Genomic DNA, 14,268 nt, shown 5'->3' with positions numbered 1-14,268 from the left:
CTCGTCCACCGACACATACGAGAACATGCCCAGTTGCTGGATGTCGGCTCCGCGCACGGAAACGGCCTGATGATTGATGAGGGCTATGATTGTCGCCGGTGCGGGGGGTTTCTCAACAGCCTGCTAGTGCAAAACCGGACTGCTAGGATGCAGTACGATGAATCCCGCATCTCCCATCAAAACGATCGGCCTGCTCGCCTACGACGAAGTGCAGGCCCTTGATCTGACCGGCCCGCTGGACGTGTTCGGCACTGCCAATGCACTCGCCCCGGAAACGCCACCATACGACCTTCACGTCATCGGCGTGCACTCCGGCGCCGTGCACGCCGAGAATGGCCTGGCCATACTTCCTGCATGCAGCATCGAAGATGCACCGCCGCTCGATACGCTGCTGATCCCAGGCGGCATCGGCAGCCGCCTCGGCAATCCCGATCCGCAATTGCTCGCCTGGTTGCGCCGGCAGGCCAAAACCGCGCGCCGTGTGGTCTCGGTGTGCACCGGCGCCTATATGCTCGCAGCCACCGGCCTGCTTGACGGTCGTCGTGTCGCCACGCACTGGCAGTATGCCGCGGACCTGGCGCGGCGGTTCCCGGCCATCCACGTCGAACCGGAGCGGCTGTTCCTGCGCGACGGCTGCTTCGCCACCTCGGGCGGCCTGACGGCCGGCATCGACCTGGCGTTGGCCCTGGTCGAGGAAGACCTCGGCGCGGCGGCGTCGCTCGCCGTCGCGCGCCATCTCGTGATGTACGTGACACGGCCGGGCAACCAGACCCAGTTTTCCGCACCGCTGGCGGCACAGGCGCAGGCCACCGGCCGCATGGGAAACCTGGTGAACTGGCTGCTGGCCCATCTGCAGGATGAAATCACCAGCGAACGCATGGCGGAGCAGGTGTCGATGAGCCCGCGTCACTTCCGGCGCGTGTTCACCGATACCTTTGGCACGAGTCCCGCACGATTTGTCGAACACCTGCGGCTGGAACAGGCTTGCATGCGCCTGACCCGCGACAAGACTTCCATCGACCGCATCGCCTCCGGCGTCGGCTTCCGCAGCGCGGATGTGTTTCGCCGTGCCTTCCGGACACGCTACGGCGCCACGCCCGGCGAGTACCGGGAGCGGTTCGCCCGCTGAGTGCCTGACCGGAATCGTCGGGGTTCTGTCCGTCGCAGCGGCTCGGCCAATGCGAGGATGCGCTTCCCTGATCATCGGAACCTCGTCATGAAGCACGTCTTGCTCGCCGCCGTACTGGCGACGCTGCCCATGCTCGGCCATGCAGAACCCAAGCCCGCGAACCAGCGTCCGATCAAGGTCGCGTTTGCCATCAGCCCCCGTGTCAACGTGATGGATGTTGCCGGCCCCTGGGAAGTCTTCGCCGATACCTCGGTCAAGGACGCCCAAGGCAAGGATGTCTCGCCTTACGAGCTTTACACCGTGGCGGCCAACGTCGCACCGTTGCACAGCGAGGGCGCAAACCGCCCCGGGCTGACGATCACGCCGGATTACGATTTCACCCATGCGCCCACGCCGGACATCGTGGTGGTACCCGCGCAAATGGGTGGCGCAGAGCTTCAAGCGTGGCTCAGGAAAATCCACGCACAACACGTCACCATCATGTCGGTGTGCACCGGAGCCTTTCAAGTTGCGCATGCGGGTTTGCTGAAAGACAAACAGGCCACCACCCACCACTGGTATTTCGGCGACTTCGCGCGCGAGTTTCCCGATGTGAAACTGATCAAGCAAGTCCGCTACGTGCAAGCCGATCCAGCGACCTTCACTGCCGGCGGACTGACATCCGGCATCGATTTGGCATTGCACATGGTGGCCGACCACTTTGGCCCGGATGTCGCCCAGCAGACCGCGGACTTCATGGAATACCTCGGCACGGGCTGGAAAACCGACCTTGGCATTTCACCGCTGGCCATGCCGGTTACCCGTCAAAACTGGACCGGAAGGATTGGCGGAAAGGACGAGATCGTGCTGCACAGGATCACGTACGGTGCCAGCCCGACCTACACCGTCGACGTTCCTTCAATGCAGATCAAGGATGCGCCAGTGACGCCGAGCCAGCACGGCGAACAAGCGCACCTCTTGATCGCGATTCCACAGCATCCGGCAACTATCGACGGCCGCGTGGATGCAGCGCACGAAACCTTGACCGGCACCTTCACCCAGAACGGCAAGTCGAAGCCGCTGACCTTGGAGCCGGTTTATCCGGCCCCCTGACGGCGTGCCGAAATGCCTTGCCGGCCTCGCTGCGGACGTACGTCGAACCGGCCCGGAATACAACGTGGAGCGCAAGGAAGGCGTTGGGCGTACCGGCACGCCGCTTACCCGAAGCAGTTGAGGTGACCATGGGTTCTAGACCGCACCGCTACCCGAAGCGGGAGGGGTGTCGCCGGCATAGCCAAAAACAAGACTGTGACTGGAAAGCCACAGACCCCAGTGCGCGGGATCAATGAACCGCATAAGCGCAGTTACCGTCACACCCATGCCGAACAGTCCAGACATCCCATGGCCAACAGTGCGAAAAGCGCTGCGGCGTTGCTAGGCACCGGAATCCGTCGTCCTAGGGACAAAAAAAACAAGGCCCCGCATGCGGGGCCTTGTCGCGTCGCTTGCCGAAACGCTCAGCCGCCGTTCTTCGCCAGCCACGCATCCACCGCCGGCAGGCGATCCTTGCGGACCATCATGCGGTACTGGATGTTGACGATCACGGCGTCGGACGGACGACGCGCGGACGGATCGATGGTGGCCTCGTAGGCCTTGATCTTCCCGATCATCGCCGGGTCGAACGAGCTGCCGCCCAGCATCGGGTAGTAGCGGCTGCTGGAGGTGGAATCGACCAGCTTGTCGATCTGCGCGCGATGCGCCATGGCGAAGTCGTAGGCCATTTCCGGGTGCTGCCGCGACACGCCACCGATCATGCCTGCGCTGTTGGTGGCACCCGGTTCGGCGGTGAGCGCGAGGTCCAGCGCGCGCTGCGCCAGCGCCTTGTCCTTGGCGATGGAGAGCAGGCCGTACAGGCGATCCTTGATCATCGGCGACTGCTCGGCCTTGGCCTCGGCATGCAGTTTGTCCCAGGTCGCCGCGTCGGCGTTCTGCGCCACGATGGCGAAGATGGTCTTGCGCAACGGTGCCGGCACCGCCTTCGGATCGCTGGCCTGCGCGTCATAGCGGCGGCGCACTTCCTTGAGCATGTCCGCATCGCCCAGCTGAGCCAACGCGCCGATCAGCTGCGTGCGCAGCAGCGTGGTCGAGGTGCTCTCGTCCGGCTTGGCGTCCCAGCCCACGCGCGCGAACACCGGCTTGAGCTGCGCCACGGCATAGGCGCGGAAGCGATCCTGACGTGCTTGGTCGCCGCGGTAGTACTGGTCCAGCCCCACGAGGCTGCCGGCTACTTCAGCCCAGATTTCCGGGTCGGCATTGGCCGGCGCGGCCTTGGCCATGTCGAGGAAGTCCGACACCGGCTCGAGGCCTGCCATGCTTTCCGCCCAGGTGTCGCTCATCAGGCCGAGCTGGTCGATTGGAGCGAGCTTGGTGAAGTCCTGCTTCAGCGCGGCGAGCTGTGCCGGCGCGTAGAGCGTGCGGTAGTAACCGCTCTGCCCCGCGTTCACCAGCACCGGGCCGCAGCCCTTCAGCTTCAGCGTGGCGGAACCGTCCACCAGCGTGCTGGCGGCGGGGTTGCCGACCACCTGCGCGATCACCGGCACGTGCCAGCGCAACGGCTGCTTGTTCGGACGATCCTTGGTGAATTCGCCCTGGGTGAGCTTGATGGTGGTTTCGCCATTGCTGCACATGGCCGAGTCCACTTTCATCAGCGGCACGCCCGGCTGCAGAGTGAAGTCGTGCGCCACCTGGGTGATGTGCTTGCCGGGAGCCGCGCCGTCCACCGCATGCCACAGGTCGTCGGACACCGTGTTGCCGTAGGAGTGGGCCTTGAGGTAATTGTGCACGCCCTGGCGCCAGTTCTCCGGGCCCACATAGGCCTCGAGCATGCGGATCACCGCCTCGCCCTTGGAATAGGTGATGGTGTCGAAGGCCTGGCTGGCCTGCTCCACGGTGTCGATCTTCTGCACGATGGGATGCGTGGTGGCCACCGCGTCGACCGACATTGCGCCTTCGCGCGTGCCCACGGTGTCGAGTACGGTGTTCCATTCCGGATGCACCTTCTCGGTCTCGCGCTCGGCCATCCACGAGGCGAAGCCTTCGTTGAGCCACAGGTTGTCCCACCAGTTCATGGTCACCAGGTCGCCGAACCACTGGTGCGCCATTTCGTGCGCGGCGGTGTTGAACACCTCCATCTTGTCGCCCTGCGTGGAGTACGACGGGTCGAGCAGCATGGCGTACTCGAAGGTGAAGATCGCGCCCCAGTTCTCCATCGCCGAGAAGAACTGGCTGCTGCCCGGCGCGGCGATGTTGTCCAGCTTGGGCAGCGGGTACTTGATGCCGAAGTAGTCGTTGTAGTCGTGCAGCACGGCCTTGGCCGAATCCAGCGTGAAGGCCGCCTGCGCGCCCTTGCCCTTCTGCATCACCACGCCGATCTCGGTGCCGTCCGAGGTGGTGGTAACGCGGTCGAATTCGCCCAGCCCGAAGAACAGCAGGTAGGTGGACATCTTCGGCGAGGTCTGGAAGGTCACCTTCTGCAGGCCGTTGCCGGCGTCGGCCTTGGAGGCCACCGGCATGTTGCTCACCGCCATCTCGTTGCCCGGCACGGTGACGCTGAGGTCGAAGGTGGCCTTGTAGTTCGGCTCGTCCCACGACGGGATGAAGCGGCGCGCGTCGGAGTTCTCGAACTGCGTGAACAGCGCGCGCTTGTTGCCCGACGCGGTGGGATAGTCGATGGCGAACAGGCCGTTGGCCTGGGTGCCGATGGTGCCGACGTAGTCCATCGCCAGCTTGTAGCTGCCCGGCGCGACCGGCTTGTCGAAGCTGAAGGTGGCGGTCTGGGTCTTTGCGTCCACCGCGACCTTGGCCGTCATCGCCGCGCCCTTGCCCGAGGCCGGCACCAGCGTCACCGACGAGAACGTCATGCCTTCGGCATTGAGCGTGATGCTGGTGCTGGGCTTGAGCACCTGCACGTCCACGGTCACCTGGCCGTCGAAGTTCATCTTCTCCGCATGCGGGGTGATGGCCACGGCGTAATGCACGGGACGCACGTTGCGCGGCAACTGCGTGGGGGTCTGCGACGACGCGGCCGCCGCCGGCTGCGCCGGCATCGCCAGCGTGCTGCCGGCGGACACGGCGAGCGCCAACGCGATCGCGGAAACCAGGGACTTGCGCATGGAAACCTCTGCTTGGAGGACATCGGGAAGGGATTGCCGCCCATGGTGGCGCCAGCGGCGGTGGGCAGGAATGGCCGGAAGTCATGCCCGCCGCCCATGCTTCGCACCGCATTCCGCCCGTTCTGCACCGACCGGACCCGCCTTCGTCGCAGGCCCGGCGAAATCCGCGGAATCGACCACTATGCTCGCTCCCGACGCTCAATTACCGGGGACGACATCGTGATCAAAGGCCTTTTCTTCATGGCGCGCCTCGTCCTGGCCTGGCTGCTGGCGCTGTTCTTCATTGTGGTCCTGATGGTCAACACCGGCCCGCTCCGCGGCACGGAACCCTTGCCGCAGATCCTCATCGTCGTGGTGCTGGCCCTGGTGATCACCGGCGCGTTCTCCCACCTGCGGCGCGTGCGCCTGATCGCCGGCCACGTGGACCTGGCCACGCTGGGCAACCGCCAGCGCCGGCAGATCGAGCTGCCGTTCGAGGCCGGCGAGGCGTTCGACATGCTCGATGCGACCATCCGCGAACTGCCCCACACCGAGGAAGTCGAAAGCGCCCGCGACAGCCTGCAGGTGCGCGCCAAGGTGCGCCGCCCGAATCCGTATGGCCGCGCCGTGCTCGGCTGGCTCAATCCCTACAGCTGGCTGGGCAGCCGGCGCAACCAGATCTTCGCCACGGTGACGCCGGGCGACGGCATCGGCAGCGTCATGCTGGTGTGCGAACCGGAGAGCGGCGCGTGGACCGACTGGTTCCGCGTCGACGATGGCACCAACCTGGTCAATGCCGAAGCGATCACCCGCGCCCTCGCCCGCCGCGTGGCCGAACGCCGCCGCCGCGAACAGCAGGCCGCCACCCAGGCCGCCACCGACAAGGAGCTGGCGCAGGCCAGGCTCAGCCTGCTGCACGCGCAGGTGGAACCGCATTTCCTCTACAACACGCTGACCAGCGCGCAATACCTCACGCGCACCGAACCGGCGCAGGCCGACCGCATGCTGGGCCATCTCATCCAGTACCTGCGCCACTCGCTGCCCAGCGCGGAGGAAACGCTTTCCACGCTGGGCGAGGAACTGGAACGCGCGCGCGCCTACCTGGAGATCCTGAAGATCCGCATGGGCGCGCGACTGGAGATGAAGATCGAAGTACCCGACGCGCTGCGCGCCGTCACGCTGCCGCCGATGATGCTGCAGACCCTGGTGGAGAACGCGATCAAGCACGGCCTGGAACCCAAGCCCGGCGGCGGCACCGTGTGGATCCTCGCCCGCCGCGACAACGGCAGCGTGGCGGTCACCGTGGCCGACGACGGCCAGGGCTTCGGCGCGGCGGGCGGCGGCACCGGCATCGGCCTGAAGAACGTGCGCGAACGGCTGCAACTCGTGTACGGGCCGCGCGCCTCGCTGGCGGTGCTGGCCAACGTGCCCGACGGCGTCGCCGCCACGCTCACCGTGCCGGTGCAACAGGCGGCGACGATCCCAACGGAATCGCAGCCATGACCCGCGCCGTGATCGCCGAGGACGAACCGCTGCTGCGCGAGGCGCTGAGCCGCCTGCTCGGCGAGGCTTGGCCGGAACTGGACGTGATCGCCGAATGCGAAAACGGCGCCGACGCGCTGGACGCCATCGCCGCGCAGCAGCCGGACGTGGCCTTCCTCGACATCCGCATGCCCGGCCTCAGCGGCCTTGAGGTGGCTGCTGCCGCCGCCGAAGCCAGCCCCGCCACGCAGGTGGTGTTCACCACCGCCTACGACCAGTACGCCGTCGACGCCTTCGAGCGCGGTGCGATCGACTACCTGCTCAAGCCCGTCACCATCGAGCGGCTCGCCGCCACGGTCGAACGCCTGAAGCGCCGCGCCGCCGCCGGCCAGGCCGCACGCGGCGACCTCGCCCTGCTGTTGCGCGAACTGGCGCAAGGCGCCGCGCAGACCGGCGCCGCACCGCTCACCTGGATCACCGCCGGTACCGGCCGCGAGACGCGGCTGATCATGGTGGACGACGTCGCCTACTTCCGCGCCGACCACAAGTACACCGTGGCGATGACCGCCGACGGCGAGGCGCTGCTGCGCAAACCGATCCGCGAACTGCTGGAGCAGCTCGACCCCGCCGTGTTCAAGCAGATCCACCGCTCCACCATCGTCAACCTGAAAGCGATCGCCTCGATCGTGCGCGACGACAGCGGCAAGGGCACCGTGCGCCTCAGGCAGCGCCCCGAGACCCTCACCGTGAGCCAACCCTTCATGGCGCTGTTCCGCAACATGTGAGCCAGCCCGCGCGGTTCGCCATGTGCGGACCACGCCGGCACCCTAGCCTCCGGGAGAACCCATCATGCTGAAGCTGACGCTTGTCGGCCTGGCCGGCCTTGGCCTGGCCGCCTGCACCCTGCCGCCCATCGACCGCAGCGTGCAGCGCCTGCATGCCGAGCGCAATTGCCGCGTGCACGCCACCGTTGCTCCGGCGTATGCCATCGACAGCACCGGCATCGGCCTGCGCAACGTCGCGTTCGATGCCTGCATGCGCACGGCCAACTTCGCGAAGGAACGCCAGGGAAGGTCTGAATAACCGGTTTTCTGCTCGTCATTCCGGCGGAAGCCGGAGGCGCTTCACAACAGCGAAGCTGGTCATCCAGTGCCTTTAGCTCTCAAGGAAACACGAGCACTGGATGACTCGCTGGGCTCGCCCCTTCGGGGCCGCCCTGCGGGCGTTCTGCGCGCCATGCGCTTGTCCAGCTTCCGCTGGGATGACGAGCAAAATCGGAGTCTCCCTAGGCCGCGCCACGATGCCCGCTGCTTCAGCGCCACCCCGCCGCGCGTGCCGCCCGTTCCTGCTGCGCGTCGAAGACCTCGCCGCCCAGGCGGGCATCGATCGCCGCCTGCACGGCGGGCGGCAGGTCGCTCGCGGCCTGGCGCAGCTCACCGCCTTCGGAGGGAACCGCCGGACCCAGCACGGGCAACTCCCAGCCCGCCGGCGTGTGGCAGGCCAGCCCGGCACGCGCCGGCGGCGTGCGGACGGTGAAGCTGCGGCAGACCTGTCCGTCCTTGCCGCGGAAGCTGAGGCCGATCGCGACCGCCGCATGCGCATCCGGCTCGCTCGCCAGTTCGTTGTCGAGCGCATGGGTGAGCGCCCCTGCCGCGAACTGCCGGCCGCCCTGTGTGCGTACCCATCCGCCGCCGGACTGCCACCACCACAGGCCTGCGGCGAGCAGGGTCACCGATGCCGCCAGCGCGGCGCCCGGCAGCAGCCAACGGCGCGGCGCGCGGCGACGGACGGCACCCGCGCCGCGCCCGCCCTCCAGCACGGTGAACGGCACGACCGGCGCGGTCGCCGGCTGCAGCAGGGCGGACAGGCGTTCGGGCACCGGCTCGTCCAGCACCGGATCGAACGCAGCGCGCAGTCGCGCATCCAGCGCACGCAGCTGCCGCACGCGGCGGGCCAGCGCCTCGTCCTGCGCCAGCGCCGCATCGACGCGCGCGGCATCCACCGCATCGAGCGCGCCGTCCACGTAAGCCTGCAGGATGTCGTCGTCTATCGCTGTCATGCGTCGTTCCCGAGATGGGCCTGCAAGGTGGCGCGGGCACGGGCCAGGCGGCTGGTGACGGTGCCCACCGGCACCTCCAGCAAGACCGCGGCCTCGTCGTAGGACAAGCCCTCGACCAGCACCAGCGCCACCACTTCGCGATGGTCCGGCGGCAGCATCGCCAGCGCCTGCGCCAGTTCCATCTGCTGTGCGTGCCGCGCCTCGCTGCCATCGGCCACCATGCCGCCAGCTTCCTCCGGCGCGAACAGATGCTGCTCCCTGCCGCGCGCACGCAACTCGTCCCGCCAGGCGTTGCGCGCAATCGCGAACACCCACTTGTCCAGCGCGGCATCCGGTCGCCATTGCGCGGACCGCGCCAGCGCACGCTCCAGCACCACCTGCACCAGGTCGTCGGCATCGGCCACCTGCCCCGCCAGCGCCCGCGCCAGTCGTCGCAGCCGCGGCAGCAATGCAATCAGCCCTTCGCGCACGGCATCGCTCGAATGCACGCATCACCTTCCACTACGTCTGGCGGGGTGGATTCCTTCCCTCGCGCGCATCGGGGCGGTTCGAGGGCGTAAAGAAGACGCATGCTAGCATCCGCCCCCGTCGTTCCCGAGGTGTCCGGCAATGCCCTTGCGTCGTGCCTGCGCGCTGTCCATTCCGCTGCTGGCCATCGCGCTCGCACTGGGCGGCAGCGCCCCTGCGCAGGCGCAACTGCTGGGGCCGCTGCAGCAGCGACTGCCGAACCTGCCGCTTCCAACCGCCCCCCCGACCACTGCCTTGCCCGGCGTGGGCCTGCAGGATGTCGATGACCTGCTGCGACGGCCGCTGGCCCTCGGCCTGAAGGTGCAGGTCGATGCGCTGCTGCGCAAGGAACCCCAACGCGTCACCGTGGATCCCGCGGGGGCACCGATCCTGCGCGGCGAATTCCTCGCCATGGGCATGTCGGACGCCCAGCTCGATGCGGTGCAGGCGCAGGGCTTCACCGTGGATCGCCAGGCCTCGACGGATGCGATGCTAGGGCTGGACCTCGCGGTGCTGCACGACACCCGTGGACGCAGCACGCGCAAGGCCATGCGCATGCTGCAACGGGCCGCGCCGGATGCCACGCTCGCCTACCAGCATCTCTACCTCCCCGCGGGCGGCAGCGACACGGTGCCCGCCGCAAGCGCTTCTTCGTCCTTGCCAGCCGCGCCGGCGCGCGACGTCGGGATGATCGACGGCGGCATCGATCCGGCCGATCCCGCGCTGGCGCACGCGCACATCGAGGCGCATGGCTGCAGCACGCCGGCCGCGTCGCGGCATGGCACGGCCGTCGCCGCGCGCCTCGTCGCCGGCGACACGGACACCCTGCATGCCGCCGACCTGTGGTGCGGCGACGAGGTCGGCGGCGCCACCTCGCGGCTGGTGGACGCGCTCGCCTGGATGGACCGCGAGCGCGTGACGGTGGTCAACATCAGCCTGGTCGGACCCGACAACCCGGTGCTCGCGCGCGCGGTGCAGGCGATGATCGCGCGTGGCCACGTGCTGGTCAGTGCCGCCGGCAACGACGGCCCCGCCGCGCCGCCGTTGTTCCCGGCGGCCTACCCCGGCGTAATCGGCGTCGGCGCCGTCGACGCGCACGGCCGCGTGCTGCCCGAGTCCGCCAGCGGCAGGCAGGTGGCTTTCTGTGCACTGGGCGTGGTCGGCAGTGGCCGCGACATGCTGCGTGGCACCTCGTTCGCAGCACCCATCGTGGCGCGCAAGGCCGCCCATGTGCTGGACGCTCCCCAACCCGGTGCCGCGGCCCAGGTAGTGCAGAGCCTGATCGGCGAAGCCCGCGCGCTCGATGCCAGGGGCGACGGCTCGCGCTGCGGCCACGGCCTGCTCCTGCCCTGAAGCTGAACGCGGAACAACCACGTCCCGGCAGCATGGAAGGATGTTCCGGCGGCACTCGTAATGGCCTCTGGAAGCCGCGGATTCGCCGCCGGCAGGAGGCTCCACCATGCGCAACACGACCTTCGGCAACAAGACCCTCGGCATCGCCCTGTGCACCGGCGCGCTTGCCCTGGCCTCGATGGGCAACGCCCATGCCCAGCACCTGGGTGGCGGCCTGCTCGGCGGAGCAGCCGGCCAACTCCGCGGGACGATGGGCCAGTTGAACGGCCAGCTCAGCGGCTCGGCGCAAGGGACGGGCAACTTCGGCATGCCCGACATCGACCCGAGCTCGGCGGAAATGCGCGCCGAGCACCTGCGCCGGCGCGCTGCGTCGACCGCCTCGACGGCGACCAGTGCAGTGAAGCAGACCGCCAGCCAGTCGGGCGGCCAGGCGACCGCCAGCGGCGCCGGCCAGCTCGCCGGCAGCGCCGGCGCCAATGCAGGCCAGGCCGCGCTGAACGGCACCGCCGGGCTGGGGACGTCCGCCTCCGGCAGCATCGCTGGTTCCGGCGTGGACAACGGCGTGAGCAATGCCGCAAGCGCCACCGCCAGCCAGGCGCGTCCGGCCGTTTCCACGGCCAGACAGGGCGCCACGAATGCGGTGGATGGCGCACGGGACGCAGCCGGCAATGCCGGCACGCAGGCCGAGGACGCCGCCCAATCGGGCATCGGCGCGGCCCGGCAGGCTGCCAGCAACGGCGTGTCCTCGGCCCGCGGGCTGGGCTCGCAAGTCGCTGGCGGCGTGACGCAGGCGGCGGCTTCCGGCACGCAGGCCGCGGGCAACGGATCGGCTTCGTCGTCGCAGACCGCCAATGCCGTCGGCAACACCAGCCCGACCGCCAATGCATCGGGCACCGGTACCGCCAGCGGCAATACCAGCGCCAATGCCACCTCCGCTTCCGATACGAACAGCACGACGGGCGCCAACGGCCAGGCCAGCGCCGGCGGTTCGCTCGGCGGCAGCGGCGTCTCCGCCTCGGCACAGGCCGGCGGCAATGCGCAGGCTGGCGCACAGGGGCATTGAAGCCTTGGCCCATGCATGAGGCCACGGCAATCGGGCTGGTGCCCATGCAGAACGGAAGAAGGCCCCGCATGCGGGGCCTTCTTCACTTTGGCCCGGCGGCCGATGTCACCATGCGCATGGATGAGGACGGCCTGCCCGCATCAGCGCCCGGTACCGTCCGCCCGGCGCGGCAAACGCCAGCCGGGCCGCACGAAATGGCAGGTGTAGCCGGTGGGGTAATGCTGCAGGTAATCCTGGTGCTCCGGCTCGGCTTCCCAGAAATCGCCCAGCTGTCGGACCTCGGTGACCACGCGCCCCGGCCACAGGCCGGAGGCATCCACGTCGGCGATGGTGTCCCCGGCGACGCGTTTCTGCGCTTCGTCGGCATACAGGATCATCGAGCGGTAGGAACTGCCGCGATCGTTGCCCTGCCGGTTCGGCGTACTCGGGTCGTGGATCTGGAAGAAGAATTCCAGCAGCTCGCGGTAACCGATGCGCGCGGGATCGAACACGATCTCCACCGCCTCGGCATGCGTCCCGTGGTGGCGATAGGTGGCGTCGGGCACGTCGCCGCCGGCATAGCCCGTGCGGGTGGACAGCACGCCCGGCAGCTTGCGCAGCAACTCCTGCACGCCCCAGAAGCAGCCGCCGGCGAGTACGGCGCGTTCGGTGGCCATCATGCGCCCTCCACCTGGTCCAGCCATGCGCCGTAGCCTTCGGCTTCCATCTCGGCACGCGGCACGAAACGCAGCGAGGCGGAGTTGATGCAGTAGCGCAGGCCGCCGCGTTCGGCGGGACCGTCCGGAAAAACATGGCCCAGGTGGCTGTCGCCCTGCGACGAGCGCACCTCGGTGCGGATCATGCCGTGCGAGGCGTCGCGCAACTCCTGCACGCTGGCCGGCGCCAGCGGCTTGGTGAAGCTGGGCCAGCCGCAATGCGATTCGAACTTGTCGCTGGAGGCGAACAGCGGCTCGCCCGACACCACGTCCACGTAGATGCCCACGGCGGTGGTGTGCAGGTATTCGCCCGTGCCGGGGTATTCGGTGGCGTTCTCCTGGGTGACGCGGTATTGCTCGGGCGTCAGTCGGGCGATGGCTTCGGGTGTCTTGCGATACACGGACATGGCAGGTCTCCGCTCGGGATCGACGCGAACCGAGATGGGGTCGCGCAGGGCCGATCCAAGCGAGTGTAGCCAAAGCAAAAGCCCCGCAATGCGGGGCTTTTGCTTGTTTCACCGGCTGCGGGCATCGATCAGGCGAACGGATCGTCCAGCACGATGGTGTCGTCGCGGTCGGCGCCGGTGGCGACGATGGAGAGCTTGCAGCCCGAGAGCTCCTCCACCGCGCGCAGGTAGGCGCGGGCTGCGGGCGGCAGCTTGTCCCACTCGCGGATACCCGCGGTGGACTCGCTCCAGCCCGGGAACTCCAGGTACACCGGCTTGCACTCGTCCCAGCCGTCCGCATCCAGCGGCGCCAGCTCGCGGCGCTTGCCGCGGTATTCGTAGGCGATGCAGACCTTGATGGTCTCCAGGCCGTCGAGCACGTCGAGCTTGGTGATGGCGAGGCCGTTGATGCCGTTGATCTGCACCGCGCGCTTCAGCGCGACCAAGTCGATCCAGCCGCAGCGGCGCGGACGGCCGGTGCTGGCGCCGAACTCGTTGCCGACCTTGCGCAGGCGTTCGCCCATCTCGTCGTGCAGCTCGGTGGGGAACGGGCCGCCGCCCACGCGCGTGGCGTAGGCCTTGCAGATGCCCAGCACGTAGTCGATGTCGCCCGCGCCCACGCCGGTGCCGGCCAGCGCGCCGCCGACGGTGGTGTTGGACGAGGTGACGTACGGATAGGTGCCGTGGTCGATGTCGAGCAGCGCGCCCTGCGCGCCTTCGTACAGGATGTGACCGCCTTCCTTGCGCACGTCGTGCAGGATGGTGGCGACGTCGTCGACCATCGGGCGGATGAACTCACCGTAGGCCAGCGCGTCCTTCAGCACGGTGTCGTAGTCCACCGGCTCGGCCTTCAGCCACTGGGTGAGGATGAAGTTGTGGTAATCCACCGCGGCCTTGAGCTTCTCCGGCAGCTCGTGCGGGTACATCAGGTCGGCCACGCGCACGCTGCGGCGGGCCACCTTGTCTTCATAGGCGGGGCCGATGCCGCGGCCGGTGGTGCCGATCGCGCTCTTGCCGGCGGCCACTTCGCGCGCTTTGTCGACGGCGATGTGGTACGGCATGATCAGCGGCGTCGCCGGGCTGATCTTCAGGCGCGAGCGCACTTCCACGCCCTGCGCCTCCAGCTCCTCGATCTCCTGCTTGAGCGCCTGCGGCGACAGCACCACGCCGTTGCCGATCAGGCACTGCGCGTCGTCGCGCAGGATGCCCGAGGGAATCAGGTGCAGCACGGTCTTCTTGCCCTTGATGACCAGGGTGTGGCCGGCGTTGTGGCCGCCCTGGAAACGTGCCACCGCGCTGACCCGCTCGGTCAGCAGGTCGACGATCTTGCCCTTGCCTTCGTCGCCCCATTGCGCGCCGAGGATTACGACTGACTTGCCCATGGTGTTCTCGCTCGAATGTTGA

Annotated in this window: 13 protein-coding genes; 7 read left to right on the top strand and 6 right to left on the bottom strand. The window is 68.3% G+C overall.

Annotation, left to right across the window (positions count from 1 at the left end; all coding sequences use genetic code 11):
- Positions 1 to 157 precede the first annotated feature (157 nt).
- Together IHE47_RS07205 and IHE47_RS07200 are read left to right on the top strand one after the other, a co-directional pair.
- Positions 158 to 1,129, top strand: coding sequence for a GlxA family transcriptional regulator (locus IHE47_RS07205; protein WP_192105199.1), 972 nt, complete (start codon positions 158 to 160; stop codon positions 1,127 to 1,129).
- 87 nt (positions 1,130 to 1,216) lie between these two features.
- Positions 1,217 to 2,221: a DJ-1/PfpI family protein gene (locus tag IHE47_RS07200; protein WP_192105198.1), complete on the top strand. Its 1,005-nt coding sequence runs from the start codon at positions 1,217 to 1,219 to the stop codon at positions 2,219 to 2,221.
- A 404-nt stretch (positions 2,222 to 2,625) separates the two neighbouring features.
- Here IHE47_RS07200 and IHE47_RS07195 read toward each other — a convergent pair whose 3' ends face one another.
- Positions 2,626 to 5,280: a M1 family metallopeptidase gene (locus IHE47_RS07195; protein ID WP_192105197.1), complete on the bottom strand. Its 2,655-nt coding sequence runs from the start codon at positions 5,278 to 5,280 to the stop codon at positions 2,626 to 2,628.
- A gap of 240 nt (positions 5,281 to 5,520) precedes the next feature.
- Here IHE47_RS07195 and IHE47_RS07190 point away from each other — a divergent pair, with 240 nt between their 5' ends.
- The 3 genes from IHE47_RS07190 to IHE47_RS07180 all read left to right on the top strand — a co-directional run bounded on the left by IHE47_RS07190 (position 5,521) and on the right by IHE47_RS07180 (position 7,824).
- On the top strand, positions 5,521 to 6,762 hold the full coding sequence (locus IHE47_RS07190) for a histidine kinase (protein ID WP_192105196.1): 1,242 nt from the start codon (positions 5,521 to 5,523) through the stop codon (positions 6,760 to 6,762).
- Positions 6,759 to 7,526, top strand: coding sequence for a LytTR family DNA-binding domain-containing protein (locus IHE47_RS07185; RefSeq protein WP_192105195.1), 768 nt, complete (start codon positions 6,759 to 6,761; stop codon positions 7,524 to 7,526). Before IHE47_RS07190 ends, IHE47_RS07185 begins: the two co-directional genes overlap by 4 nt.
- 64 nt (positions 7,527 to 7,590) lie before the next feature.
- Positions 7,591 to 7,824, top strand: a complete 234-nt coding sequence (locus IHE47_RS07180) for a hypothetical protein (RefSeq protein ID WP_192105194.1) — start codon at positions 7,591 to 7,593, stop codon at positions 7,822 to 7,824.
- A gap of 229 nt (positions 7,825 to 8,053) precedes the next feature.
- Here IHE47_RS07180 and IHE47_RS07175 read toward each other — a convergent pair whose 3' ends face one another.
- Positions 8,054 to 8,800: a NepR family anti-sigma factor gene (locus tag IHE47_RS07175; RefSeq protein WP_192105193.1), complete on the bottom strand. Its 747-nt coding sequence runs from the start codon at positions 8,798 to 8,800 to the stop codon at positions 8,054 to 8,056.
- The gene (locus IHE47_RS07170) at positions 8,797 to 9,288 is read right to left on the bottom strand and encodes an RNA polymerase sigma factor (RefSeq protein WP_192105192.1); all 492 of its coding nucleotides are present in this window, start codon (positions 9,286 to 9,288) and stop codon (positions 8,797 to 8,799) included. The genes IHE47_RS07175 and IHE47_RS07170 overlap by 4 nt, the downstream gene beginning before the upstream one ends.
- A gap of 121 nt (positions 9,289 to 9,409) precedes the next feature.
- On the opposite strand from IHE47_RS07170, the gene IHE47_RS07165 reads away from it, so the two are divergent.
- On the top strand, positions 9,410 to 10,660 hold the full coding sequence (locus IHE47_RS07165; protein WP_192105191.1) for a S8 family serine peptidase: 1,251 nt from the start codon (positions 9,410 to 9,412) through the stop codon (positions 10,658 to 10,660).
- Positions 10,661 to 10,766: 106 nt separating this feature from the next.
- On the top strand, positions 10,767 to 11,723 hold the full coding sequence (locus IHE47_RS07160; protein WP_192105190.1) for a hypothetical protein: 957 nt from the start codon (positions 10,767 to 10,769) through the stop codon (positions 11,721 to 11,723).
- Between the two features lie 140 nt (positions 11,724 to 11,863).
- Here IHE47_RS07160 and msrA read toward each other — a convergent pair whose 3' ends face one another.
- The 3 genes from msrA to IHE47_RS07145 all read right to left on the bottom strand — a co-directional run bounded on the left by msrA (position 11,864) and on the right by IHE47_RS07145 (position 14,246).
- Positions 11,864 to 12,379 (bottom strand): peptide-methionine (S)-S-oxide reductase MsrA, encoded by a 516-nt coding sequence (gene msrA, locus IHE47_RS07155; RefSeq protein ID WP_192105214.1) that lies wholly within the window; start codon positions 12,377 to 12,379, stop codon positions 11,864 to 11,866.
- Entirely contained in the window at positions 12,379 to 12,825 is a 447-nt protein-coding gene (msrB, locus tag IHE47_RS07150; RefSeq protein ID WP_192105189.1) for a peptide-methionine (R)-S-oxide reductase MsrB, read from the bottom strand. The genes msrA and msrB overlap by 1 nt, the downstream gene beginning before the upstream one ends.
- Before the next feature lie 128 nt (positions 12,826 to 12,953).
- Positions 12,954 to 14,246: an adenylosuccinate synthase gene (locus IHE47_RS07145; protein WP_192105188.1), complete on the bottom strand. Its 1,293-nt coding sequence runs from the start codon at positions 14,244 to 14,246 to the stop codon at positions 12,954 to 12,956.
- Positions 14,247 to 14,268: the final 22 nt, after the last annotated feature.

This window comes from Rhodanobacter sp. DHB23 (assembly GCF_014842975.1).
Taxonomy (GTDB): domain Bacteria; phylum Pseudomonadota; class Gammaproteobacteria; order Xanthomonadales; family Rhodanobacteraceae; genus Rhodanobacter_A.
This window is presented reverse-complemented; position numbering and strand designations above follow the sequence as displayed.

Bases quoted from the DNA above. Each gene is read 5' to 3' on its own strand.
- IHE47_RS07205 (WP_192105199.1), top strand. From the start codon at position 158: ATGAATCCCGCATCTCCCATCAAAACGATCGGCCTGCTCGCCTACGAC.
- IHE47_RS07200 (WP_192105198.1), top strand. From the start codon at position 1,217: ATGAAGCACGTCTTGCTCGCCGCCGTACTGGCGACGCTGCCCATGCTC.
- IHE47_RS07195 (WP_192105197.1), bottom strand. From the start codon at position 5,280: ATGCGCAAGTCCCTGGTTTCCGCGATCGCGTTGGCGCTCGCCGTGTCC.
- IHE47_RS07190 (WP_192105196.1), top strand. From the start codon at position 5,521: ATGGCGCGCCTCGTCCTGGCCTGGCTGCTGGCGCTGTTCTTCATTGTG.
- IHE47_RS07185 (WP_192105195.1), top strand. From the start codon at position 6,759: ATGACCCGCGCCGTGATCGCCGAGGACGAACCGCTGCTGCGCGAGGCG.
- IHE47_RS07180 (WP_192105194.1), top strand. From the start codon at position 7,591: ATGCTGAAGCTGACGCTTGTCGGCCTGGCCGGCCTTGGCCTGGCCGCC.
- IHE47_RS07175 (WP_192105193.1), bottom strand. From the start codon at position 8,800: ATGACAGCGATAGACGACGACATCCTGCAGGCTTACGTGGACGGCGCG.
- IHE47_RS07165 (WP_192105191.1), top strand. From the start codon at position 9,410: ATGCCCTTGCGTCGTGCCTGCGCGCTGTCCATTCCGCTGCTGGCCATC.
- IHE47_RS07160 (WP_192105190.1), top strand. From the start codon at position 10,767: ATGCGCAACACGACCTTCGGCAACAAGACCCTCGGCATCGCCCTGTGC.
- msrA (WP_192105214.1), bottom strand. From the start codon at position 12,379: ATGGCCACCGAACGCGCCGTACTCGCCGGCGGCTGCTTCTGGGGCGTG.
- msrB (WP_192105189.1), bottom strand. From the start codon at position 12,825: ATGTCCGTGTATCGCAAGACACCCGAAGCCATCGCCCGACTGACGCCC.
- IHE47_RS07145 (WP_192105188.1), bottom strand. From the start codon at position 14,246: ATGGGCAAGTCAGTCGTAATCCTCGGCGCGCAATGGGGCGACGAAGGC.